18 protein-coding genes are annotated in these 24,074 nt (G+C 68.7%); 6 read left to right on the top strand and 12 right to left on the bottom strand.

From position 1 onward, the window contains the following. Positions 1-530: 530 nt before the first annotated feature. Positions 531-2,018, bottom strand: a complete 1,488-nt coding sequence (locus ACLJO0_RS07280) for an FAD-binding oxidoreductase (RefSeq protein ID WP_410577133.1) — start codon at positions 2,016-2,018, stop codon at positions 531-533. Between the two features lie 320 nt (positions 2,019-2,338). On the opposite strand from ACLJO0_RS07280, the gene ACLJO0_RS07275 reads away from it, so the two are divergent. Continuing rightward, entirely contained in the window at positions 2,339-3,265 is a 927-nt protein-coding gene (locus tag ACLJO0_RS07275; RefSeq protein WP_410577132.1) for a putative sugar O-methyltransferase, read from the top strand. Continuing rightward, positions 3,214-4,251 carry an NAD-dependent epimerase/dehydratase family protein gene (locus tag ACLJO0_RS07270; RefSeq protein ID WP_410577131.1) on the top strand — a complete coding sequence of 346 codons (1,038 nt, stop codon included), beginning with the start codon at positions 3,214-3,216 and terminating at the stop codon, positions 4,249-4,251. The genes ACLJO0_RS07275 and ACLJO0_RS07270 overlap by 52 nt, the downstream gene beginning before the upstream one ends. A gap of 7 nt (positions 4,252-4,258) precedes the next feature. Here ACLJO0_RS07270 and ACLJO0_RS07265 read toward each other — a convergent pair whose 3' ends face one another. The 4 genes from ACLJO0_RS07265 to ACLJO0_RS07250 form a co-directional block, all read right to left on the bottom strand. After that, positions 4,259-5,635: an NDP-hexose 2,3-dehydratase family protein gene (locus tag ACLJO0_RS07265; RefSeq protein WP_410577130.1), complete on the bottom strand. Its 1,377-nt coding sequence runs from the start codon at positions 5,633-5,635 to the stop codon at positions 4,259-4,261. Between the two features lie 61 nt (positions 5,636-5,696). Beyond that, positions 5,697-6,995: an acyl-CoA dehydrogenase family protein gene (locus tag ACLJO0_RS07260; RefSeq protein ID WP_410577129.1), complete on the bottom strand. Its 1,299-nt coding sequence runs from the start codon at positions 6,993-6,995 to the stop codon at positions 5,697-5,699. Between the two features lie 14 nt (positions 6,996-7,009). Further along, a complete protein-coding gene (locus ACLJO0_RS07255) occupies positions 7,010-8,245 on the bottom strand; it encodes a methyltransferase domain-containing protein (RefSeq protein ID WP_410577128.1) in 1,236 nt (411 codons plus the stop codon). Positions 8,246-8,274: 29 nt separating this feature from the next. After that, positions 8,275-9,396, bottom strand: a complete 1,122-nt coding sequence (locus ACLJO0_RS07250; protein ID WP_410577127.1) for a DegT/DnrJ/EryC1/StrS family aminotransferase — start codon at positions 9,394-9,396, stop codon at positions 8,275-8,277. 991 nt (positions 9,397-10,387) lie between these two features. Here ACLJO0_RS07250 and ACLJO0_RS07245 point away from each other — a divergent pair. From ACLJO0_RS07245 to ACLJO0_RS07230, 4 genes are all read left to right on the top strand, one after another. Continuing rightward, positions 10,388-11,341, top strand: a complete 954-nt coding sequence (locus tag ACLJO0_RS07245; protein WP_410577126.1) for a phytanoyl-CoA dioxygenase family protein — start codon at positions 10,388-10,390, stop codon at positions 11,339-11,341. 137 nt (positions 11,342-11,478) lie between these two features. Beyond that, positions 11,479-12,513, top strand: coding sequence for an NADPH:quinone reductase (locus ACLJO0_RS07240; protein WP_410577125.1), 1,035 nt, complete (start codon positions 11,479-11,481; stop codon positions 12,511-12,513). Between the two features lie 111 nt (positions 12,514-12,624). After that, positions 12,625-13,422 carry an arylamine N-acetyltransferase family protein gene (locus tag ACLJO0_RS07235; RefSeq protein ID WP_410577124.1) on the top strand — a complete coding sequence of 266 codons (798 nt, stop codon included), beginning with the start codon at positions 12,625-12,627 and terminating at the stop codon, positions 13,420-13,422. Positions 13,423-13,445: 23 nt separating this feature from the next. Beyond that, positions 13,446-14,732 (top strand): phthiocerol/phthiodiolone dimycocerosyl transferase family protein, encoded by a 1,287-nt coding sequence (locus tag ACLJO0_RS07230; RefSeq protein ID WP_410577123.1) that lies wholly within the window; start codon positions 13,446-13,448, stop codon positions 14,730-14,732. Between the two features lie 60 nt (positions 14,733-14,792). Here the strand turns inward: ACLJO0_RS07230 and ACLJO0_RS07225 are convergent, their stop codons facing one another. The 7 genes from ACLJO0_RS07225 to ACLJO0_RS07195 form a co-directional block, all read right to left on the bottom strand. Further along, positions 14,793-16,013, bottom strand: coding sequence for a cytochrome P450 (locus ACLJO0_RS07225; RefSeq protein ID WP_410577122.1), 1,221 nt, complete (start codon positions 16,011-16,013; stop codon positions 14,793-14,795). Between the two features lie 30 nt (positions 16,014-16,043). Next, positions 16,044-17,684: a class I adenylate-forming enzyme family protein gene (locus tag ACLJO0_RS07220; RefSeq protein ID WP_410577121.1), complete on the bottom strand. Its 1,641-nt coding sequence runs from the start codon at positions 17,682-17,684 to the stop codon at positions 16,044-16,046. 43 nt (positions 17,685-17,727) lie between these two features. Next, positions 17,728-19,308, bottom strand: coding sequence for a class I adenylate-forming enzyme family protein (locus tag ACLJO0_RS07215; protein WP_410577120.1), 1,581 nt, complete (start codon positions 19,306-19,308; stop codon positions 17,728-17,730). A gap of 534 nt (positions 19,309-19,842) precedes the next feature. Continuing rightward, entirely contained in the window at positions 19,843-21,378 is a 1,536-nt protein-coding gene (locus ACLJO0_RS07210) for an AMP-binding protein (RefSeq protein ID WP_410577119.1), read from the bottom strand. 154 nt (positions 21,379-21,532) lie between these two features. Next, a complete protein-coding gene (locus ACLJO0_RS07205; RefSeq protein WP_410577118.1) occupies positions 21,533-22,534 on the bottom strand; it encodes an acetamidase/formamidase family protein in 1,002 nt (333 codons plus the stop codon). A 662-nt stretch (positions 22,535-23,196) separates the two neighbouring features. Continuing rightward, positions 23,197-23,424: a translation initiation factor IF-1 gene (infA, locus tag ACLJO0_RS07200; protein WP_125787323.1), complete on the bottom strand. Its 228-nt coding sequence runs from the start codon at positions 23,422-23,424 to the stop codon at positions 23,197-23,199. After that, positions 23,412-24,044 (bottom strand): GNAT family N-acetyltransferase, encoded by a 633-nt coding sequence (locus ACLJO0_RS07195; RefSeq protein ID WP_410577117.1) that lies wholly within the window; start codon positions 24,042-24,044, stop codon positions 23,412-23,414. Before ACLJO0_RS07195 ends, infA begins: the two co-directional genes overlap by 13 nt. Positions 24,045-24,074: the final 30 nt, after the last annotated feature.

Here is a 24,074-nt window from a genome sequence, read left to right as displayed (position 1 = left end):
AAGATCGAACAAGACAAAACAAGGCTAGCCAGCAGGTGCCGCCGCCCCCATCCCTCACCTTGACTGCGCCGGACTCGCCCGCGATGAGCGCACGTATTTGTCCATTATGGACAGACGCGGTGCGTGGCCGCACGCGTGTCGTCCGTCCGGTCTCGTGAAACCGCCGGATCGGTACAGGTGGTCGTGAGTGGCGATTCGGGTTCTCTTGAGGGTAAGGCAAAGTGGCGTGATGCCAAGGCGCGTCGCGAAAGCCACTTTCGCGACGCCAGATGTCCCGAAAGTGGCTTTCGCGACACGGCCGTTGGGTGGTCGTGAGTGTTTCGGGTCATTATTGAGGGGTAGAGCTAAGGTGGCGCGGTCGGTGCCGCCTGACCAGGGCTGAAGGCTCCCTTCACCGCATCAGACGCGGCGAAAGGAGCCTTCACCCCACCGCCACCCTCACCCACGGACAAGACACCTTTGTCTTACCTCCCAATAGAACGACACATAACACTCACGACCCCCAACGCACACCGCGGGCGAGCGGGGGGTCAGCCGATGCTGCGGGCGAAGCGGAAGAACTTGTGCGGATCGTAAGCCCGCTTGATCCGCACCAGCCGGGGATAATTCTCGGCGTAATAGGCGGTCCGCCAGTCGTGCAGCGCCGGGTCCATGTAGTTCTGGTAACTCTCGCGCAGGGAATGCCGGTCGAGCACCGCGAAGCCGTCCGCGAGCCAGGTTTCACACGCCGCCGTGTCCTCGTCGGTGTAGGCGAAGTCGCGCAGTTCCGCGGTGAGACCGGCCAGCATCTTGGTGGTCCGATGCACATAAGCGGTGTCCGTGCGGGCCCGCGTGTTCGCGGCGCCCCCGAGGGCTTCGAAGTACAGCATGCGGGACTGCCCGTTGCGGAAACGCGCCGGATCGGCGAGGACAGCCAGCAGGTCCTCGACGTCGGCTCGAGGCACCGCTGAGCCGAACATCCGGCACCGGGTGCGGTAGTAGTTCCAGCGAGGTGCCGTCGCCTCGGGAGTGGCGCCGACCCGGTGGCCCTGCGCGGTGGTGGGATCCGCGTAACCATAGAGCTGCGTCATGGCGTGCTGAGCCGGCAACTCCCAGACGGACCGGTTGAGCGGCGTCACGCCGGTCGCCGCGACCAGCTCGTCGAGGCGGCGGTTGAGCTCGTCCATGGTGCTGTACCAGGTGCCCGAGACGGTCACCATCGTGCTGGGTGAGGGCGGGCTCGCGGTGCGGGCCATCAGGACCGACGAAAGATCGTCGGGTGCGGTGTTCACCCACTGCTGCCAATTCTCGATCAGCGCGGCCGAGTCGGCTCCCGACCAGATGAGCCGGTAGCCGACCAAACTGTTGCGCGGCACCGGTTCCAGCGTGTACCTGGTGACGACGCCATAGTTGCCGCCGCCGTTGCCGCGCAGCGCCCAGTAGAGATCGGGATTCTCCTGGGCCGAGGCCCGCACGACGCGCCTGTCCGCCAGCACCACCTCGGCCGAAACCAGCCGGTCGCAGGCCATGCCGTATTTGCGAGTCTGGTGACCGATACCGCCACCCTGGATGTACCCGCCGGAACCCACCGTCGGGCACATGCCACTGACCAGGGCCAGCCCGTAGGGGGCCAGGGCGGTCAGCGCATCGGCCTGCTGGGTGCCCGCGCCGATCGTGACGTGCGTTCCGTCGGTGGTGACCTGGTTCAGCCGGGAGACGTCCAGGATCATGCCCTTTGTCGTCGAATAGCCCCCGAAACTGTGCCTCCCGCTGCGGGGAACGGTGTGCACCCCGTTGTCCTGGGCGAACGCGATGACAGTCTGGACGTCCTTTGTGCTCTCGCAGTAGGCGACGGCCATCGGATTGGTGTTGTCGAACTGGCTGAGCGCCTGCTCGCGGGCCTGCCCGTAGCCCGGATCCGACGGCAGGACGAGGTCACCGTCGAGGTGACGCCCCAGCGAGTTCCAGTCGACCGTGCCGCCACCGCGCCGGACGGTGCCGGCGGCGGCGGATCCGGTCGAACCGAGGACGCCGGTCACGGCGCCGACCGCGGACGCGGCAGCGAGGCCGAGAACACTACGGCGAGTGAAGTTTCCTATCACAGTAAGTCCCCCATACGAGTGATCGTTGCTGCGATTCTTATCCGGCGAGTGACCGATGCGCAAGGACGCCGAGGGGCTGACCGACGGCCGAAGGCGGACAACTACTCACTCGACCGGCTGCCGGACCCGCCACGGCGGGTGTAGGAAAGAGCCATGAAATTCCGCGTACTCGGTCCGTTCGAGAGTCGACGCGGGGCAAGCCGACCGCGCGCCGGCGGCACGGCAGGCGGGGCGGCATCGGCGAAGGAGACGCGGTCATGACTGAGCAGGCGCACCGGCGATACGGCCCGAGCGCGCAGTGGTTGCACATCAACGACGCGCATATCACCGAGGAGGCCGTGGCCGACCTCGCCGGGTTCAAGTCGAACGGCGTCAACTTCAAGCTGGCGCTGTGGAATCCGCGACCCAACGGCGTGCGCTACCTGAAAGCGCTCACGTTCGCACTGGGCATGCGACTCAGCCCCGCCAACAGGGAAAGGCTGCGCCGCACGCGCAACCGTGAGGTCGGCGACCCCTATTCAGTGCGTTGCGACGGCGAACCAGTGTGCCTCGACTACTTGCAGGCGGTGCACGAGGTCGAGTTCATGGCGGCGAACCTGCCCCTCGACGGCGCACGGATCGTGGAGATCGGCGCCGGCTACGGCCGGACCTGCCACACCCTGCTGTCCAACCACGAGGTCGCCGGATACACGATCGTCGACCTGCCGAACACCCTGGCGCTGTCGCGCCGGTATCTGCGGACCGTGCTGGAGCCCGAACAGTTCGCGAAGATCAGTTTCGTGGGTATCGACGAGGTGGACGAGCAAGTGCGCGGTGCCCGCTTCGATCTGTGCGTGAACGTCGACTCGTTCGCCGAGATGAATCCCGGCACCGTGCGGGACTATCTCGGGCTCATCGACGCGACCTGCGCGCACTTCTACGTCAACAACCCGGTCGGCAAATACCTCGACAAGACGCTGGACGGCCACTCGCAGGGGGCCGCGGTGGTGGAGCTGGCGCTGAGCACCGGGTTGCTGCGCGACGTCATCGACATCCACGACAGCGAGGCGGTACTGGAGAAGGTGCCCGCTTTCGTGTCCGCGTACCGGCCCGGCGAGCGGTGGCAGTGCGTGGCGAAGGAACGCTCGGTGTCGTGGAGCTATTACTGGCAGGCCCTGTACCGCGCCGCCCCGGTGCCGCGGTGAACGCCGCCGGTGACCGCGGGGACCGGCCGCTGATCGCGGTGCTGGGTGGTTCGGGCTTCGTCGGCGCCGCGGTGGTCGAAACCCTTGCCCGGCAACCGATCCGGCTCCGTACGGTCGGCCGTCGGCCGCAGCCGGTGCCGCCCGGCGCCGTGGCTGAAATCGAGGTGCTGACCGCCGACCTCACGGTTCGCGCGGACCTCGAAGCCGCTGTGGCCGGCGCGGACACGGTGGTCCATCTGCTGATGCACACCGCAGACTGGCGTGAGGCCGACAGCGACCTGACCGCCGAACAGGTGAACGTCGGCGTGTTGCGCGATCTCGTCGAGCTGCTCGGGGAGCGCCGTCGGCCGCCGACGATCGTGTTCGCGGGCTCCACTTCGCAGGCCGGTCTGCCGGAGCGGATACCCCTCGACGGCACCGAACCCGACCGGCCCACGACCGCCTACGACCGGCAGAAGCAGGCAGCGGAGCAGGTGCTCAAGGCGGCCACCGCCGCCGGGCTGGTCCGCGGCGTTTCCTTGCGGCTGCCCACCGTGTACGGGGACAGCCCGCGGGGGCGGCTGAACGGCCGCGGCGTGGTCTCCACCATGGTGCGCAAGGCTTTCGCCGGCGAGGAGCTCACGCTGTGGAACGACGGCACCGTCGAACGCGACCTGCTCTATGTGCACGACGCCGCGAACGCCTTCCTCGCCGGGATCGACCACGCGGACGTGCTCGCCGGCGGGCACTGGCTGGTCGGCACCGGGCGCGGTGTGCCACTGGGCGACGTGCTGCGGACGATCGCCGAACTGGTCGGCGCCCGCCTCGGGCGGCCGCCGGTACCCGTCGTCTGCGTACCGCCACCCGATGTCGCCACGGCCACCGACATGCACAGCGTCGTGATCGACTCGTCGAGGTTCCAGGCCGCCACCGGCTGGAGCCCCCGGGTGCCGTTGCACACCGCACTGCGGCGTTGCGTCGACGCGTTCGCCGAGAACGCCGGATAGCGCGGGCCTACAGCAGCCCGTTCAGCAAGCCGACGACCGCGAGCAGCGTACGTGCCTGCATGTTGAGGTAATGCCCGTGCCGGGCAAGCGAATTCAGCTGGCCGGGGGTCACCCAGGCGTACCCGGGCGGCGGCTCGGCACCCACCTCGGTTTCGTCGGCCTCCACGAGCAGGTATCGGCTGACGGCGTTGAAGAAACGGCCACCCTCGTCGGAATGCACCGCGGCGTATCGGATCCGGTCCGCCCCGGCACGGCGCACCAGGTCGAAGAACCGCGGCCGCTCCTCCTCCGGCAGGTGGGCGTAGTTCTCCGGGGTGCACTGCACCGTCGGTCCGAGTTCGACGGTGTCGAGGAGACCACCCTCGGCCCTGGCATGGGCGAGCAGATGCGGCACCCCGCCGAAGCGGCGGACCAGGAACGCGCAGAGCCCCAGACCGACCGGCTCGAACAGCGGCTGCATCCACGAGGTCACTTCACGGTTCCCTGCCTCGACGGACACCCCGCCGACCCGGAAGTACCGGTTCGCGACATGCTGGATGTCGTCCTCGGTGTGTACCCAGTCGCTGACCTTGGCGAGCGGCACGCGCCGGGCCCGCACGTCGTGCCGGGCCCGCTCGTTGGTGAACCACGACAGCACGTCCGTGTCGGAGCGCACCGCGCCCGGCTCCGCGGGCGCCGTCGGGGCGCAGGCAAGGACACTGCGTGCGTCCATGTTCACCACGTTGTCGCGGTGCAGCAGCTTGCCGATCTGGCCGAGAGTGAGCCAGCAGAAGTCGTCGTGCGGTGGCACGTCGTCGAAGGTCTCGATGATCATGTTGCGGTTGGATTTGCACAGGAACCAGGAGCCGTGCTCCGACTGGAGCACGTCGGCGAGCACCCGGCCCCGGCCCGGCCGGGTGAAGTACTCGAGGTACCTCACGTCGGCACCCCGGTGCACGCCGGTGTAGTTGCTGTGCGTGGCCTGCACTGTCGGCGAGAGCTGCAACAGGCCAGGATTGCCCGGCTCCATCTTGGCCTGCATCAGGAAATGCAGGACGCCGTCGAACTCCTTGGCCAGGATGCCGAGGATCCCGACTTCGGGTTGCACGATGATCGGCTGCTGCCACTCGCGGCCGTCGATCACGACGTGCAGCCCCTCCACGCTGAAGAACCGCCCGCTGCGGTGCACGATGTTGCCACTGTCCGATTCGGACGACCAGTCCTTGATCTCTCCGAGCGGCACCCGCTCCACGATGAAGCGGTGCGCCCGGCGGCGCCCGGCGAGCCAGGCGTCGAAGTCCTCGGTCCGCATGTCCGTGCCGGTGGCGGCCGCCCGCCGGGAACGCGCGAGCCGTGCGGGCAGCCGGGTGTCATCCCGCGCCGCCAACTGCGTTGCGATCACCATCTTGGATCCCCTTCGAGACGAAGCCGGGCACCGGACCGCGCGACGCGTGCTGTCCTGCCCTTCACCGAACGTCCGCCGGCCGGGTGGCCCGCAAGCTCACGTAGTCGTTGTCCCTTTCCAGGCCGAGCACTTGCGCGCTCAGGTAGTCGACGCCGTCGGCGTAGGTGTACGGCTGCATGAACCGGCCGGCGCGCACGTCCCGATACAGCCGGGCCAGCGGGTGCTCCGCCACATACGTGGCCCCGCCCACCACGGTGATGCAGTCGTCGACCACCACGGCCGCCAGTTCGTTGACCACTTGCTTGGCACACTGGAACGGGGTCATCAGCCGCCGTCCGCGCTCATCCGGATCCATGTCGTGCCGGGGGGACAGTTCGTCGGCGTTGACGAGCGCGGCCGACGCGGTGGCCCGCAGCGCGTACAGCCGCGCCTCGATCTCGGCGACCAGGGTGCGCGACGCCGCGGGCGGTGCGGCCGACCGCCGGGCGACCGTGTCCACCGCGAGATCGCGGGCGGCCTTCGCGACCCCGGCGTAGATGCCGAGCATCGCGAGGGAGCTGATCGCCTGCCCGGCGAGGACCGCGTCGCTGTGCGCACCGACACTGCCACGCGCCAGCACGTCGTCCGCGGGTACCGGGCAGTCGTCGAACGCCACGTCGAGGGTGCCGGAGGCACGCATGCCAAGGCCGTTCCATCCGTCGACGATGGTGAGCCCCGGGGTTTCCCTTGCCACGATAGGGGCGTACAGCCGCGCTGATCCGCCGTCGACCGGCGCCTGAGCGGATACGACGAAATGCGTCCCGATCGGCGCCATCGTCACCAGCGTCTTGCGACCGGACAGCAGCCAGCCACCGGAGCCGTCGGGGCGCAGCCGGGTGACCTCTCGCCCGTGATCCTTCACCGCGCCGCACACCACCGCCTCGCCCCGGGCCATCGCGCGCAGCAGCCGCTCGGCCAGTCGCCGGGTCGGCGGCGGACCGTACTGCCACTCGTAGGTCAGGGTGATCCCCCGGCTGAACTGGGCGTGCAGGGCCAGTGCGGTCGAGGCGTCCGCCTCGGCGACCCGCAGAAGCGCGACCGCCACGTCGTGGAGCCTGCCGACCCCCATCCCGCCCAGCTCCGCGGGCACGGTCGCGCCGAGCACGCCGTCACGCCCGAAACCGCGGAACGTCTCGGCGGGGAACGTGCCGTCCCGGTCGTTCGGCGCCGCCTCGGCCCGTATCCGGGACAGGTGCCGAGCCAGGACGGTCAGCAACTCCCGGCCTGGCTCGGTGGTCGCGGTGCTCAGGTCGCCGGGTGGCACCGCCTGCCACGGCGAGTCCCGTTCCGTCTCCATCAACGCGGTGTCGTGTTCCAGCATGGCCCTCGATCCCCTCAAAGCACCCGGACGTTCGGCACATAGCTGATCCATCGCCCGCCGGAGCGCCGGAACTCCTGTTCGTTCGCCATGATTTCGTCGGCGTGGTTCCAGGCGAACAGCAGCGCGTAGTCCGGGTACGGATCGCGGAACGCGGTCGGCGGGCGTACCGGGATGTGCTTGCCGGGCGTCATCCGGTGCTGTTTCGCGGGCGTGCTGTCACACACGTAGGAGACGAGTTCCGGTCCGATATCACAGAAGTTGGTGACGGTGGCGCTTTTCGCCGTGGCACCGTAGGCGACCACGCGGGATCCGTCGACGCGCAGCCGTCGCAGCAGTTCCACCAGATCGTCACGCACGCGCATCACGCCGTCGGCGAACCGGCGCAGGGTCGCCATGCCGGACAATCCGCGGGCGTCCTCCTCGGCGAGCAGGGCGGCGACCGCGGCGCTGGGCGTGCGCTTCCCGGCCCGGGCGAGGGTGTACCGGATCTCGCCGCCGTGCACCGGCAGCCGTTCCACGTCGACCAGTTCGAATCCGTGATGCTCGGCCATGGCCCGCACGGAGTGTGCGCTGAACAGGAAGAAATGCTCGTCGTAGATCTGATCGAAGGACGTCTTCTCCACCACGTCACCGAGATACGGGTCCTCGAACACGAACACGCCGTCCGGCGCCAGCAGCGCGTCGACGCCGCGGAAGATCGAGTCCGGGTACGGGATGTGGCACATGGTGTTCGCCGCGAAGACGACCTGGGCCGGCCCTTCCGCCGCACGGACCTCCGCCGCCGTCGCGTCCTCGAAGAACGCGGTACGGACCCGGACGCCCTCGGCGCGGGCCAGCTCGGCCACCCGCCCGGAGGGCTCGAAGCCCAGATGACGTACGCCTGCCCGGTGGATCGTGCTCAGCATGACGCCGTCGTTGCAGCCCATCTCGACGATGAACGGGTCCGGCACGGCCAGCTCGGTGGCGAGGAACCGTCGTGCGACGCTCGCGAAGTGCTCACGCATCACCGCCGAACCGGACGAGTGGTACGGGTAATCCTCGTGGAACATCTTCTCCCGCGGTACCGGCTCGGTGAGCTGCACCATCGTGCAGGACTCGCATCGGCCAACGGCGAGCCGGAAGAAGAACTCCGTGGCATCGCTGCCGGGCTCCCGGAAAGCGTCGGACAGTGGCTGACGGCCGAGGTCGAGGAACTCGTGGACATCGCCGTCGCACACTCGGCAAGTGGCGGTCGCCAGTTCTCCCGGCATGGTGTTCCCTCCGTACCAGATGGGTTGTCTCAGAAACCGGCCAGCACCTCGCGAAGTGCCCGGATCACCGCCTGCTGCCGGTCGAGTGGCAGCGACGGGTACATCGGCAGCGAGAACACCTCGTCCGCCAGTTTCTCGGTGACCGGCAGCGAACCCTTGGCGTATCCGAGGTTCTCGAATCCCGCCATCGTGTGCACCGGCCAGGGATAGCTGATGTTCAGCGCGATGTCGTACGCGCGCAGCCGCTCGATGATCTCGTCCCGCCTGGGGTGGCGAACCACGTACAGGTAGTACACGTGCTCGTTCCCTGACGACACCGCGGGCAGCACGAGCCCACCGGGCGCGGCGAGGTCGCTCAGCGCCTCGTCGTAGCGCCGCGCGATCGCGCGGCGCCCCGAGATGTACGCGTCGAGCCGGCGCAGCTTGCCCCGCAGGATCTCCGCCTGCACCTCGTCAAGGCGGCTGTTGTGCCCGGGGGTCCGCTCCACGTAGTAGCGGTCCTCCATGCCGTAGTAGCGCAGGCGCCGGAGGTTCTGGTCGGTGCACTCGTCGCCGGTGATCACGGCGCCGCCGTCGCCGTAGGCGCCGAGAACCTTCGTGGGATAGAACGAGAAGGCGGCGGCATCGCCCATCGCGCCCGCCTGCCGTCCGTGGTGGCGCGCGCCGTGCGCTTGGGCGCAATCTTCCAGGACGACCAGGCCATACCGGGCGGCCAACCGGCTCAGCGGGGCCATGTCGACGCACTGGCCGTACAGGTGCACGGGCACGAGCGCCCGGGTGCGCGGGCCGATCGCGGCCTCGATCTGGTCGGTGTCCATGAGGAAGTCGTCCTCGCGCACATCGACGAAAACCGGCTTCGCACCCGTCCCGTCGATGGCCACCACGGTCGGTGCGGCGGTGTTGGCGACCGTGATCACCTCGTCCCCCGCTCCCACACCGAGCGCCTGCAACCCCAGCTTGAGCGCGTTGGTGCCGTTGTCGACACCGGCGCAGTGGGCGACACCGTGGTACGCCGCGAACTCCGTCTCGAACCCGGCCACGCTCGAGCCGAGGATCAACTGGCCGGACTCGAACACCTTCGCCACCGCGGCGAGCACTTCCTCGCGTTCGTCGTGGTACTCCGGCAGGTAGTCCCATACCCGGATCGTCACCGTCGTCCTCCCTCGCGGGCGAATCACCCCAGCCGATCCGATCGAACCGGCGCTGATATCTCTTGCGTATCCGGTAGCCGTACGGCATCGCACGGCAGGTTTTTCGCCCACAACTCGTGAATCACCGAGACGGCCGCCAACGGGCCGGATACTCGAAAGCTCGCGCGGAATACCTGGGTGAGGCAGGAAAACAGACAATGACCGTTCGGACTTCGTCACCCCATGAAGAACCCACTTGTGTGGCGCGATGCTCAGCGGACACGGTACGTCCGGACAGCGGGGTCCTGGCATCCCGCACGCTGCTAGTTGTCGCGGGTGAACCGTTGAGCGCACAGTCGGCCCACGGGATGGCGTGCCCGCCCCGGGCCGGTCACGCTTCCGGCGTCGACGGTCTCGAACCGCCCGGCCGCCACGCGCAAGTGGCGACGGTTGCCGCAGGTCAAGCGCTCGGTCGCCCTGGCCGACGGGAGCCGGCACGCCCTCCTGTTGTCCACTGTGGACACAGTATGTCTGATTGATGATGAAATGGGTGGTTCTGCCAAGGGGTCGTGAGTGGTAATTCGCGTGCTTAGAGACGGAACTCGCGTGTGCGGCATCCAGACACGCGAGTCACGCCCTACCGACCGGCCACCGAGGCCACAGCCGTCCCACGGTCACCAAGGATCACATCGGACGGTAGCGAAAGCCTCCTTCACTACCGTCAGAGTAGGCAAGGAGGCCCTCACTACCAGGAAAACGCTCACGGCCACTCTCGCAGCTGCGCAAAGCACCCGACCCGGACTGGCGTCCCGTGTGGACAGTCGCGCCCCGGGTCCGCTGCCGGTGCCTGCCCGGCTTGATCGAGCTGACCGGCAGCCGCTCAAGATCGACTTGAGCTACGTGACATTGGCTCCGGGTGCTGTCAGACCGAGGGATACGGATCACTCCGGCCCCGCCATAGCATCGGCTGAACGTCCCAGACATCAGATGTGACAGGAAGGGTGGCCAATTCGTGGCTGAAAACGACACGATCACCATTCGCGTTGACGACCGGATCGAGCAGGCGATTGCCGCCCTGACCCGCGGTGGCGCGTCTGCCACGGAGGCGATCGAGCGGGCGATCATGGAATCGGCGAGGCGCGCCGCGCCTGCCCCGCCCACCGAGGCCATGCCGAGCAGCATCGACTCGAAAACGTTGAGCGTGCGGCGGAAGTTGACTCGCGAACAGTTGCTGGAGTTCGCCGAACGTGGCTACCTCGTGATCCCGGATGTCGTCCCTCCGGACATCCTGGCCGCGGCCAACGCGGCGGTGGACGGACAGCTGCGCAAGCATCAGCCCGAGGAAGGGCACGCCGGACCGCACTTCATGTTCCCGAAATGGGATGAGGAGCCGGACCTGGCGGCGCTTTTGCGTGACACCCCCGCGTTCGAGCTCGCCGAAGAACTCACCGGTGACGGCGCCATGGAATATCCGTGGCAGACGCAGATCGCGATGACTTATCCGCCCTACACCGACGACCGGGGAATGCCGCATATCGATGGCGGCATGCGCCGAAAGGCCGATGAACCCCCGCGGACCTTCACCATGCTCGCCGGTTTCTTCCTCACCGACCAGGACGGCGACGACACGGGGAACCTCTACGTCTGGCCGGGAACGCACCGCGCTCACGCGAAGTACTTCCGCGAGAAGGGGCCCGACGCGTTCACCTCCTACCCGGACATCGAGCTGCCCGAGCGGGAGCAGGTGCGCGGCAAAGCGGGAGACCTGCTGCTGAAGCACTACATGGTCGGCCACAACGTCGGCAGCAACTTGTCCGACTCCATCCGGCGTACGGTCTACTTCCGGCTCAAGGTCCGCGGGCACGACGCGACGTGGCGTGAGATCATCCAGAATCCCTGGCACGATTTCACCCCGTTGCGGCCGCTGGTGTCTTCATTCGAAGACAACGGCGAGTCCGGCAAATAGAGCTATCTGGCCGGATGCGAAAGCCGGCAGGTTTCCGACCTGCCGGCTTGGTCTCGTCGGCCGCGACATCACCTGGTTTGACAGTATCCGCACCACTTACCCTGGCGAGTGGAAAATATGTCGAATGATCTTTCAACATGAAGGCGATCGTATATTCGTCGACCGGCGGAATTGACGTTCTCCGGTTCGTCGACCGGCCGGTACCCGAGCCGGGACCCGGTGAGGTCCGGGTCCGGGTCGCGGTCTCCGGGGTGAACCACTCGGACTGGAAGGGCAGGGAGTTCGGTCACCGCAACGGCACCCTGATGTTCCCCGAGGTGATCCCGCACAATGACGGCAGCGGAGTGATCGACGCCGTCGGAGCGGGCGTCGACCGGGAACGGATCGGCCAGCGGGTGTGGGTATGGGAGGCGGCGTACAAACGACCCCACGGCACGGCCGCCGAGTATTCCGTCGTCCCGTCCCGCCAGGCGGTGCCACTGCCGTCGAACGTTTCGTTCGAGGCCGGCGCCTGCCTCGGCCTCCCGGCGGTCGCCGCCCACCGCTGCCTGCTCACCGGGCAGAAGGGCCCCGACCGGCTCGGCCCCGGCACCCTGACCGGACGGACCGTGCTGGTCGCCGGTGGCGCCGGAGCCGTCGGCCATGCCGCGATCCAGCTCGGCGCCTGGTCCGGGGCGACCGTGATCGCGACGGTCAGCAGTCAGGAGAAAGCGAAACTGGCCCGCGTCGCCGGCGCGGCACACACCGTCGACTATCGGTCGGACACGGCGGAGGCCGATATCCGCGCCGTCGCGCCCGACGGGGTGGACCTCATCGTCGAGGTGGCGGCGACCAAGAACATCGACACCGCCGTGGAGGTGCTGGCACCGAACGGCACCATCGCCGCGTACGGCACCGAGGGGGACAGCGTGCTGGCGTTCCCGACCAAGAAGGTGATCGGCCGGAACACGCGCCTTCAATTCGTACTGGTGATGACGCTGCCCGCGGCGGCCAAGGACCTCGCGTCGGCCGACATCACGAGAGCGGCGGCCGAGGGGGCACTCGCCGTCGGCGAGGAGGCCGGGCTGCCGATCCATCGGTTCCCGCACCCGAACACCGGTGAGGCGCAGGACGCCGTGCAGGGCGGCACCCTCGGCAAGGTGGTCGTCGAGATCGGTTCCCTTGCGGGATAAGGCAAATCGTGAGGCTGCTTGTGGGGTGAAGGCTCCCTTCGCCGCGTCTGATGCGGCGAAGGGAGCCTTCGGCCCTGGTCAGGCGCGAGGGTACCCAGAGGGGGACGGACGATGTACGACCGCGACACGTACCTCCGGCGGTTGGGCTACGACCCCGCCTCCGGCCGCCCGGCCGCGGAGCTCGCGACCCTGGTCGGACTCCACAAGCGGCATATGGAGGCCATCCCGTTCAACAGCGCGGGCTCGCTGGCCGTGCCGGCGCCGAGCGGACGGCTGGTCGATCTGGTCGACTTCGACGAGGACGCGACGTTCGACTCGGTGGTCGCGGCGGGCAACGGCGGCGGCTGCGTCCAGCTGACCCGGCTGTTCCTGCGGCTGCTGCGCGACCTCGGGTTCGATGCCGACCTGATCGCCGGTACGACGGCGGAGGGTCGCCGGTCCTACGGCGTCGAGGTCGAGCACATGCTCATCCTGGCCCGCGTGGACGGCGAATCCTGGCTGGCCGACGTCGGGTACGCCGGGCCGTCGTTCGTCGAGCCGCTGAACCTCGACGGCGGTGGCGTCGAGCAACGCCAGTACGGCTGCCGGTACCGGCTCGTCCCTGACGGCGACGGTGTGTCGCTGCGGCGCCGTCCCAGGCTCGGCCAGTGGAGCACGGTCTACGAGTTCACCGCGAAAGTCCGCGACCGGTCGGACTGGGCGCCGGCGGAAAAGGCGATCAACGCCGCGCTCGCGGCAGGCGACGACGACGGCGGGCTTTACAGCCGAGCGGTCTCCGACGGCCAGGTCGTGTTGAAAGGCCGTCGATATCTGACCGTCCGGGCCGGCATCGAGAAGGCCCGCACCCTCAGCGACGACGGTGCTTGGCAAGCGCACCGCGACATGATCCTGGCCGGCGAAGTCGGCTGACCACGACAACCGAGGAGGAAGGCATGCGCCGACGGATTGCCCGGTCGGAACGGATGTACGTCAGCGAGATCAGGACGCAGGCGCTGCAGATCTGCGTGGTGCGCGGCGGCGTCGACGCGCAGATCCTGGACGCGGCGTTCACCGCTGTGCTCGCGGAGGCGCCGGGTTTGCGCAGCAGGCTGGAGAAGGACGGTGACGACTTCTACCTCAGCCTGCTGGACCCGGGTGAGCTGCCGCGCCTGCACGTCCGGCGCAACGAGCCCGGTGCGCGGATCGAGGAGTACAACAAGCCGTTGCACCTCGGTGGCCCGCTCGCCCGTGCCGTCCTGCTGACCGGTTCCGATGAGGACGTCGTGATGTTCGGCGTCGACCACGCGATCTCCGACGGCCGCAGCGCGACCGCGTTCTGCAGCCGGATCTGGCAGCGGTACATCGACATCCAGTCCGGCGGCTACTCGGGCCCGCCACCGGGGCCGCAGGAGTGGCCGTCACCGCTCGACGACTGGCTGCCGTCGCGCAGCGATGCCGAACTGGACGCCTATGTCCAGGAGCGGCTCAAGCGTGCCGAAGGCGCACCGGTGGCGTCTCTGCCGTTCAGTGCGGCCGGGTCCGCCTCGGCGGTGCCGCCGGAGAGCCTGATGACGTCGCGCCGGCTCCGGCTGACCGAAGCGGAGACGACCGGCCTGCTGGCCTTCGCCAAGGACGCCGGAGTGTCGATGAACGGGCTGGTCGCCGCGGCACTGCTGGCGGCCGTCCGCGACGGTTTGCCCGAAGAGCTGGCAGGGCACCGGCTGTCCAGTTTCTGCACGGTCGACCTGCGCGACCAGGTCGCGCCGGGCCTCAGCCACGAGGCGATGGTGCCGATGGTCTCCTGGTTCCGCGATCTGCTCGACGTGCCCGACGGCGTCGACCTGGTCAAACTCGGTCACCGGTTCACCACCGAGCTGCGCGCCGCGATGGGACGAGGTGACGCGGCGCTGGAGATGCAGGCATTGGACAGGCTGCTCCCCCACCCCCAGCTGTGGCCGACCAGCCTGGTGCTCACCAACGTCGGGAAGATCGACGGGCCGCCGTCGCCGAAGGGCCTGGAAATCACCGACATGACGAAGTTCCCGCTGTCCAGCCGGTGGGACCCGGCGCGCGGGGCGGGCCCGCTGCTCGCGTCGCCCGCGACGATCTACGGCCGGTTCAGTCTCGAAATGCCGTACAGCACGCAGTGTTTCACCACCGAGCAGATGGATTCGATCCACGACCACGTCCGCGATTCGCTGCTGGCCTGCGCCGATCGGGCGCCGAGTTCGCGCCGGTAAAGCCGGCAAAACGTTCGCGGGCGGCCGGATGCCATCCGGCCGCCCGCGAACGGGCCGGGATCAATAACGCACGGGCAGTCGCAGGACGCTCAGCACCGGTGTCTTCAGCCGGACCGGAACCTCCTGCAGCGGCACGTCCAGAGCGAGTCCTGGCAGGCCGAGTACCAGCGCGGTCAGCGCCTCGGCCAGCACGAGCCGGGCCAGTCGCTGCCCGACGCAGGCGTGCACGCCGTACCCGAAGGCCAGCTGAGCGGACGCGTCCTGGGTCAGCTCCAACCGGTCGGGACAACCGAACTTGGCCGGATCACGGTTGGCCGACGGCAACGCGACCGTCACCGTCTCCCCCTCGCGGATCAGCTCTCCACCGAGCTCCACATCGGACAGTGCGGTCCGGAAGATCTGGAACTGGTTGACCGAGGTGTACCGCAACAGCTCCTCGACCATTCCCTCGATGCCGCCGGAGCCGCCGGTCCTGGCGGCCGAACGCAGCCTCTCGAGCTGGTCGCCGTGGTACAGCAGTGACAGCAACGACGAAGCGAGCGCGCCTTCGCAACTGGCGAAGCCCGCCGCGAAGACGATCAGCAGCATGTTGGTGATCTCGCGGTCGGTCAGCTCGGGCTCGGCCGCCAGCCGCCCGATGACGTTCTCGCCGGGCTCGACCCGTGCCTTGCCCACGAGGTCCAGCAGGTGGAAGTACGCCCGCGTCCCGGCCTCCCGTTCCTCCTCAAGGCTGACCTCGTCGTCGGTGGCACTGTCGCTCAGTGCGGACAGGACCGAGCTGCCGGCGAACGGGATCCCCAGCACCTCGCACAGCACCCGCAGTGAAAGTGGCCGGACATAGGCCGGCAGGAGGTCGACCGGCGAGCCGTGCTCCCGGACCTCCGCGAGTTGTGCGGTGGCCAGCTCGGCCACCCGCGGGGCATACGCCGCCGTGGCGCGGGCGCTGAACTCGCCGCTGAGCAGATTCCGGTAGCGGGTGTGCTCCGGCGGGTCCATGTGGATGAACCCACCCGGCACGATGGGCACGGACGGGAAGATCTCGCCCTTCTTCGTCACGGGGGCGTGGGTGGTGTGGAACCGGTGGCTGAACGCTTGACTGCTGAGCACCTCGCGGGCCAGTTCGTGGCTGGTGGCCAGCCAGCCGACGTGACCGTCCGGGTACACCATCCGGGTCAGTGGCCGCGTCCGGACCAGCTCGCCGAGTACCGACGGCGGGTCGAACGGTTCGGTGCGATCCCAGTGCCGCAGATACGAGATCGGTTCCGAGATTCCCTCAGTCATGCGATGACATCCTCTGTTCTGGACCGGCTTTCACCGGGTCGCGTCGGATCCCTCGTTCGCGGCCAGCACCCGCAGCGCTTGCCGGTCCACCTTTCCCGCGGCGCTCAGCGGCAGGGCGGCCAGCAGCACCAGCCGTTCCGGGAACTTCCGTGGCTCCATCCCGGCCGCGGCGAGGTGCGCGGTGATCTCGGCGAGGCTCAGCTCGGCCGAAGTGGCGACGCAGGCGCAGACGCGCTCGCCGTACAGCGGATCCGCCACCGCCACGCAGGCGACGTCACGGACCGCGGGATGCGTGATCAGCACCGACTCGACCTCCGCCGGGCTGATGTTGAGGCCGCCGCGGATGACGACGTCCTTGCGGCGGCCGACGATCCGTAGCCTGCCGCGGTCGTCGATCAACCCGAGATCTCCGGTACGGGTCCAGCCGTCCGCGGTGCGCAGCGTGCTGTCCAGCTCGGCGGAATTGAGGTAACTCATCGGCGACATCGGGCCGCGGGCGACGACCTCGCCGGTGGCTCCGGCCGCCAGCTCGGCTCCGTCCTGGCCGACGACGCGGATGTCCGCGACGGCGGGGTCGGGACGGCCGACCGTACCGTCGTAACGGCCGAGACCGCTGTTGCACGAGACTCCGTCGGCCGACCCGTACAGCGAGACGACCGTGCACCCCAAGAGCTCCTCGGCGCGCCGCGCGGTGTCCAGGTCGAGCGCGGACCCACCGAGCACGGCGGCCTGCAGAGAGCCGAGGTCGGCGTCCGGGAGCCCAGGACAGTCCAGCAGCATCCGCAGCATCGTCGGCACCCCCAGCAGGTGAGTGGGCCGGGTGTCGGCGATGGTCCGCAGCGTCGCGGCGGCGTCGAAGGCAGGCCTCAGCACGAGGGTCCCGCCGAGGGTCGCGAGGGTGACCGGCGTCCCGCTGGAGCCGAAAGCCGACGCCAGCGGGACGAGGAAGAGGTTGCGCATCGAGGCCGGAGTTCCCCGGTGCAGACCGGCCATCATCACCCCCCGCCCGCCGGCCAGCGCGTTGTGCGAATACACGACCATCTTCGGTTCCGCCTCGGACCCGGAGGTGACCAGGATCCGCGCCGGTCCGTCGGGATCGATCTCCCTCGGCGCGAACTCGTCCGAAGTGGCGGCGAACAGGGCCTCGATCGGCACACAGCCCGGTGGCCCGGTGACACCGTCCCCGGCGACGACGACGGCACGCAGCATGGGCAGGGCGTCGGCGTGTTTCCGGATGCGCTCGGCGCAGGGATAGCCGTGGTGATCGGCGACGGTGATCACCACGACCGCCTCGGAGCGGCGCAACAGGCTCACCGCGTCGCGGTCGCCACGGCCGAGCGGGAACGGCAGCACGATGGCGCCTACCGCGGCGACGGCGAGGTCGACAGCACAGGCGAGACGGGCGTTGGGCAGCTGGACCGCCACTACGTCGCCCGGGCCTACGCCGAGCTGCGCCAGCCCCGCGGCCAGCCGCCGGGCGGTGCGGTCCAGTTCGCCGTAGCTGACCGTCCCCTCGGCGTCCAGCACGGCGGGCGCCTGAGGCGCGCGCCGGACGTGCCCACGGAACAGGGAATACAGGTCCTGGTCCGGATAGTGGCCCGCGGCGGCCCAGGACCGGCGCAGGTCGGCGGGAACATGGTCGGTGTAACGGATGATGGAGGTGCGGTTCACGAGACCCTCCCTGGTCTGCGCCTGACGGAGATCCATGCGGTCCCTAGACCCGGGAGACGGGCCGGGTCAGCGCCGCGCGGGCATCGGCCCGCAGCTGGACCCGATCGGGTTTGCCCCAGCCGGTCTTCGGCAGTGATCGGCGAATCTCGATCAGGCTGGGGACGTGGTTGTCGGACAGTGCTTCGGCGACCTGGCGGCGCAACTCCTGGACGTCCACGACGGCGCCGGGCTCCGGCACGACGGCGGCGTAGACGCGCTCCACCCGATCGGCGTCTTCGACCCCGCACACCGCGGTCTGGGACACGCCGGGAAGCCGAGCGAGCACCTTCTCCACCGCCTCGGGATGGATGTGGACTCCGTTGATCTTCATCAAGTCCGCGAGGCGGCCGCTCAGGTGCAGGTAACCGTCGGCGTCGAGGTGCCCGAGGTCGCCGGTGCGCACCCAGCCGTCGCGGATGAGCGCCGCGGTCAGCTCCGGATCGTGCCAATACCCTGCCGACGGCCAGCTCGGAATCGCGCAGACCTCGCCGACCTCACCGGCGGCCAGCGCCTCGCCGGTCTCCGGGTGCCGGACGCTCAGCCCCCCGGGGTTCACCGGTCTGCCGACCGTCCCGCGGACGTCCAGGTCGCCGTGCTCGTCGGCGGCGAGCATGGTGAGCACGCCGGTCTCGGTCGTGCCGTACACCTGGATCAGCACCGGGCCGAAGATCTCCTGGACCTCGCGCAGCCGCTGCGGCTCGGGACGTCCCGAGTAGAACACCTCGGTCAGGCTGGACAGGTCGGTGCCGGGCCGGTCCGGATGCTCGGCGAGCGCGTACATCTGCGGAGTGCCGAGAAAAAGCCGGCTGATCCGGTACTCGGCGACAGCGCGCAGCACGGCTCCCGCGTCGAAGCCCGGCTGCAGCACGACCATGCCGCCGCTGACGAGCGTGTCGTCCGCGGCGAGCACGTCGGAATGGATGAGCGGTGTGGTGATCAGGAGGTTCGTCCGGCCGTCGGCGCTCGCGCCTGCCATGGGTGGCAGGCAGGGGGCCGCCGAGACCATGGCGTTCCTGACCCCGAAGGTCCAGCAGACGCCGTTCCGCCCGCTCGGGAGCCTGACTTGGGTGATCACCGCGAGGTCGTCGTCCGCGAGGTCCGCGGCCGGGCCCGCGCCGTCGCCGGAACCGGCGGTCAAATCCACGGTGTCCGGCCGCCCCGCACCCAGCACGGCGAGAATCGGCCGATCGCTCGCGTCCGCCAGCAGACCACGTGCCCGTTCCTCGTTCGCCGCGTCGACCGCCAGCATCCGTACACCGGCATCCGTGCCGAGGGCGCGCCGCAGCTCCGTGCGCAACTCGTCCTCGGGTCCGTCCGGGTGCAGCCAGCGCAGATGCGCGGCGGTCGCCCCCGCCAGATTGACCGCCCATTGCAGGATCATCGTGGCGGCGGTGTTCGTCTCGGTCAGGACGCAGACGACGTCGCCACGGGTGATGCCCTGCCCGCCCATCACGTCCGCGGCCCGGCGGGTGGCATCGGCCAGCTCACCGGTGGTGAGGAGGGTGTCACCGCTGACCATCGCGGCGCGATCCGGCTCGGCATCGAAATGGTCCAGCAACTGCTGGACGTAATGCACATGCGTCATACTCATTACCCGGTTTCGCCTTCCTGTCCGGGAAAACCGATGACCAGCGATCGAAGGAAGATAAATCGCAGGCTAATCGGCGGATGCCCCGATCCCATCCCTCACCTTGACTGCACCGCCTGGACCGTAAGGCCGACACCGATTGACCCGGGTAATGCGCTGGGAAATGCCTGGACCGTCCACAAAGGAAACTCCTCGTGGCTGCCCGCCCCTTTATTCGAGAGGTGAGGCAAGGCGGCGCGGCGGGTCGGGCCGGTCGTGAGTGGTGGCTCGTTCAGTGCTTCCGGCGGTCCGGCATCGAGCTCTTATGTCGTGAAGGGCCATGACCACTCACGCAAGCATCTGACTGGCAGTCGTTCACGGACTCGAGCCTGAGAACAACCGCGGCCGGAACCCACGTGGTACCTAAGACACCCTTGGCCCTAACCCGAAACGCCACTCACGACCCCGTATCCGGCCGGAGTCGAAGGCTCCTTTCGCTGCATCAGACGCGGCGAAGGGAGCCTTCGGCCCACCGCCCTTATGAAACGTGCGCTAGACCCGGGAGACGGGCCGGACCAGTGCCGCGCGGGCATCGGCCCGCAGCCGGGCACGGTCGGGTTTGCCAGGACCGGTCACCGGCAGTTCCCGGCAGATCTCGATCAGGCTGGGAACGTGGTTGTCGGACAGTGCTTCGGCGACCTGGCGGCGCAGCTCCTCGGCGTCCACCGCCGCACCGGGCTTGGGCACCACGGCGGCGTAGATCTGCTCCACCCGATCGGCGTCTTCCACCCCGCACACCGCGACCTGGGAAACGCCGGGAACCTGGCTTAGCACCTTTTCGACGGCCTCGGGATGGATTCGGAGTCCCTTGACCTTCATCATGTCCGCGAGGCGGCCGCTCAGGTGCAGGTAACCGTCGGCGTCGAGGTGCCCGAGGTCGCCGGTGCGGACCCAGCCGTCACGGGAGAGCGCCGCGGTCAGCTTCGGCTCGCGCCAGTAGCCTGCCATCGGCCAGCGCGGAATCGCGCAGATCTCGCCGACCTCACCGGCGGCCAGCGCCTCGCCGGTCTCCGGGTGCCGGACGCTCAGCGCCCCGGGATTCACCGGCTTGCCGACGGTGCCGCATTTGCGCAGGTCGTCGTGGTCGTGCGGGAAGAGCATGGTGAGCACGCCGGTCTCGGTCGTGCCGTACACCTGGATCAGCACCGGACCGAAGATCTCGTGCGCCTCGCGCAGTCGTAGCGGTGCCCCGTGGCTGCCGGTGTAGATCAGTTCGGTCAGGCTGGACAGGTCGGTACCGGGCCGGTCCGGATGCTCGGCGAGCGCGTACACCTGCGGAGTGCCGATGATGAGCCTGCCGATCCGGTGTTTCGCGACCGCGCGCAGGACGGCTCCCGCGTCGAAACCGGGATGCAGCACGACCATGCCACCGGTGATGAGGGCGTCGTCCGCGCCGAACCCGCTGGAATGGGTGAGCGGTGCGGTGATCAGGAGGTTCGTCCTGCCGCTGCGGCCGACGGCCGACGTGGCCATCTCGTTCTTGACCCCGAAGGTCCAGCAAACGCCCTTCGGCAGGCCGCTCGACCCGCTGGTCTGGGTGATCACCGCGAGGTCACCGTCGACGATGTCCGCGGCCGGGCCCGCGCTGTCGCCCGAACCGGCGGTCAAATCCACAGTGTCCGGCCGCCCCGCACCCAGCACGGCGAGAATCGGCCGATCGCTCGCGTCCGCCAGCAGACCACGTGCCCGTTCCTCGTTCGCCGCGTCGACCGCCAGCATCTTCGCCCTGACATCCGCGACGACGGCGCGCTGCAACTCCATGCGCAACTCGTCGTCGGGCACGACCGCGTTCATCCCGCGCACATGCGCCGCGGTCGCCCCCATCAGGTTGGCCGCCCACCGCAGGATCAGCGTGGCGGCGGTGTTCGGCTCGGTCAGGATGCCGACGACGTCGCCGCGCTCGACGCCATGGTGCCGCATCGTGGTCGCGGCCCGTCGGGTGGCATCGGCCAATTCCCCGGCGGTGAGGAGGGTGTCACCGCTGACCATCGCGGCGCGATCCGGCTCGGCATCGAAATGGGTCAGCAACTGCTGAACATAATGCACATGTGTAGTACTCATTACCCGGTTTCGCCTTCCTGTCCGGGAAAACCGATGACCACTGGACGAGCGCGACAAGGCGCACGCTAATCGGCGAGTGCCACGGTCCCCATCCCTCACCTTGACTGCACGGGTGACCGCGTCAGGCCGCGGGACGCAGCCAACGGTCGACCCGGGCACGCAGGTCGGCCGGGAAGATATCCTTGCGCAGCAAGGCGTGCACCCCCTTGGGCGGCAAGGGAACGTCGACGTGGTGGGGCTCGGTCTGGTCCGCGTACTGGGTGACCCGGAAACTCGCCGCCATGCTGCACAGGGCGTGGGCTTCGGCGCGGGTCACGCCTGACGCCGCGCTGAACCAGCCGATCAGGCCGCGCAGGCAGTCGACCAGTGCGGCCTCCAGGCTGTCGGCCAGCCCGATGCCGACCCAGTACGTGTCGGTCTCGGCGAGCGGCCGGGTCAGGCCCACCTGCTTGTGGAGGTCGTACCGCATCCGCAAGCGCTCGGCTGTGGACTTGAGGGCGGTCTGGTCGACGAGCCCGTCGCCCTGCAGGGCGTGAATGTCGCCCAGCCAGATCCGGGCCCCCGGCTTGGCGACGGGGAGGAACAGTGAGGAACCCACGGTGAGTTCGGGAAGGGCCAGATTGCCGCCGTGGTCGCCGCCGATGAGCGCGCTCGTCTGCTCGTCGCCCGGCGGTTCGACCGCGATGATGCCGGCGAACGGGTCGAGTGGCAGCGAAATCCCGTGTACGTAGTCGGCCCGGGTGCGGGTCTCGTCGAACCGGAAGTCGTGGAAGTACGGCTCGTCGAAGTCGTACGGCAGCGCGCCTGCCCTGGTGGGGAAGGCGTTGGCGCCCCAGTCGCTCACCCGCAGTTCGGTCAGACGGCACTCGACGACGTCGCCTGGTTCGGCACCGGCCACCTCGACCGGGCCGACGATCTGGAACGGGCAGCCCGGGTACTCCTTGCGCAGCCGCGCACGGTCGGCAGAGGACATGCCGTACCGCAACCGGTTCTGCCAGTTCGTCCAGGTGTCAGGGTAGAGAACCTCGTCACCGGGCTCGATCTTGGCGGCGGGCGCCGCGCCGGGATCGAGTATTCCCGGCCGGACGGTGTCCATTGTGGACTCTACTGTGTGCGTCGTCACGGATGCAACGCTAGGCAGCCGAGGACAGGCCAGGCAAGGAAGTCCTGGCGTCGCCGGGAAAGACTGTCAACCTGACTGGTGCCGCGCGACGCGACCGTTGGCCGGCCGACGCGGGCCTGGGCCGGGTCGTCAGGTCCCGTATGTCCGTCCACACGGGACACTTGGGCTCCGGCGGCCGTGTCGCGAAAGCCACTTTCGGGACGTCAGGCGTCGCGAAAGTGGCTTTCGCGACATGCCTTGGCATCACGCCACGTTTGACTTATTGAGGGGTAGGGCAAAGGGGTCGTGGTCGCGGGGTGGGGCCGACGGTGAGGTGAAGGCGTCCCTCGCCGCGTCCGATGCAGTGGAGGACGCCTTCGCCCCTTGCGCTGCGGTGCGAGCCCGTTCGTCCCGCGGGGGGGGCGGAGCTAAGCCGTGACTCGCGTGTTTGGCATGCGGTAGCGAGGAGCGGGCTTTCGCTACGCCGGTGCTGTCGCTGAGACCCATGGTCGAGATGCGTCGCGAAAGCCACTTTCGCGACGCCTGGCGTCGCGAAAGTGGCTTTCGCGACATGCCTTGGCATCACGCGGTAAGTCCGTGAAGGGCCGAACGGCCTGCGCGTCAAGGGCCCCTTCACCGCGCTAGACGCGATGAAGGGGCCCTTGACGTAGCTCAGCTGGGCGTTACTGCATCCGGTGCCGGAAGGTGATCCGGCCACGGGTCAGGTCATAGGGGCTCAGCTCCACCGTCACCGTGTCCTGCGGCAAGATCTTGATGTAGTGCTTGCGCAGCTTTCCACTGATATGGGCGAGTACCTTGTGCCCGTTCTCGAGCTCCACGGTGAACTTGGCGTCTTTGAGGCACTCGACGATGGTGCCGACGACTTCGATACCCCGGTTTACTTTCGACACATCAACTCCAGGGTGTTACTGGCACGGCGAGCGCCGATACCTTCCAACAACAGGATTGCCGCGGTGTCGCTCTCGTCGACGTCGACCGACGTCAGAGCGAACCCGCGAGCGTGCACAGCGTTCAGCGCCTGAACCAGCAGCGCGCGGCCGATGCCACGGCGCCGCTGCTCGGCACGGACAGTGATGGAGACGATCCGCGCGATCCGCGGTGTCCCGTCGTCCCGCATCAGCGTTAGAAAAGAGATCGCGCCGACCTCGGCGCCGTCGACTTCGGCGCGGAACACGCCATCCCCGCCGACGAGGGTCACTCCGGCCGGGGGCTGCGCGGTTGTCTGCGCGTCGCTGGACGACAGCACGTATTCCCGCTCGCGCCGGTGTTCGGCGAACCCGGCCCGCTGCCAGTTCGAGATCGTTTCCGAGTCGCCGGCGTCGACGAGCGTGTACAGCGGTGACGGCAGCTCCGCCAGCATGGCGGCGGCCAGCCGGTCGAAAACCGCGTCATCCCAGGTATCGATGCTGATGTACAGCCGCCGATCCACTTTGCGCGCAGTGTCACCGCGACCGACGACGATGTCGTCTTCGACGGCGTGCCACTGATCTGTTGCGACCCTCGTGATCACGGGGTCAGGGATGCGATGCTTAACGTTAAT

It is taken from the genome of Amycolatopsis sp. lyj-108 (assembly GCF_046549005.1).
Classification (GTDB): domain Bacteria; phylum Actinomycetota; class Actinomycetes; order Mycobacteriales; family Pseudonocardiaceae; genus Amycolatopsis.
This window is presented reverse-complemented; position numbering and strand designations above follow the sequence as displayed.

Coding starts and splice junctions, on each gene's coding strand:
- ACLJO0_RS07275 (WP_410577132.1), top strand. CDS start 2,339: ATGACTGAGCAGGCGCACCGGCGATACGGCCCGAGCGCGCAGTGGTTG.
- ACLJO0_RS07265 (WP_410577130.1), bottom strand. CDS start 5,635: ATGGTGATCGCAACGCAGTTGGCGGCGCGGGATGACACCCGGCTGCCC.
- ACLJO0_RS07260 (WP_410577129.1), bottom strand. CDS start 6,995: ATGCTGGAACACGACACCGCGTTGATGGAGACGGAACGGGACTCGCCG.
- ACLJO0_RS07255 (WP_410577128.1), bottom strand. CDS start 8,245: ATGCCGGGAGAACTGGCGACCGCCACTTGCCGAGTGTGCGACGGCGAT.
- ACLJO0_RS07240 (WP_410577125.1), top strand. CDS start 11,479: ATGAAGGCGATCGTATATTCGTCGACCGGCGGAATTGACGTTCTCCGG.
- ACLJO0_RS07235 (WP_410577124.1), top strand. CDS start 12,625: ATGTACGACCGCGACACGTACCTCCGGCGGTTGGGCTACGACCCCGCC.
- ACLJO0_RS07230 (WP_410577123.1), top strand. CDS start 13,446: ATGCGCCGACGGATTGCCCGGTCGGAACGGATGTACGTCAGCGAGATC.
- ACLJO0_RS07225 (WP_410577122.1), bottom strand. CDS start 16,013: ATGACTGAGGGAATCTCGGAACCGATCTCGTATCTGCGGCACTGGGAT.
- ACLJO0_RS07215 (WP_410577120.1), bottom strand. CDS start 19,308: ATGACGCATGTGCATTACGTCCAGCAGTTGCTGGACCATTTCGATGCC.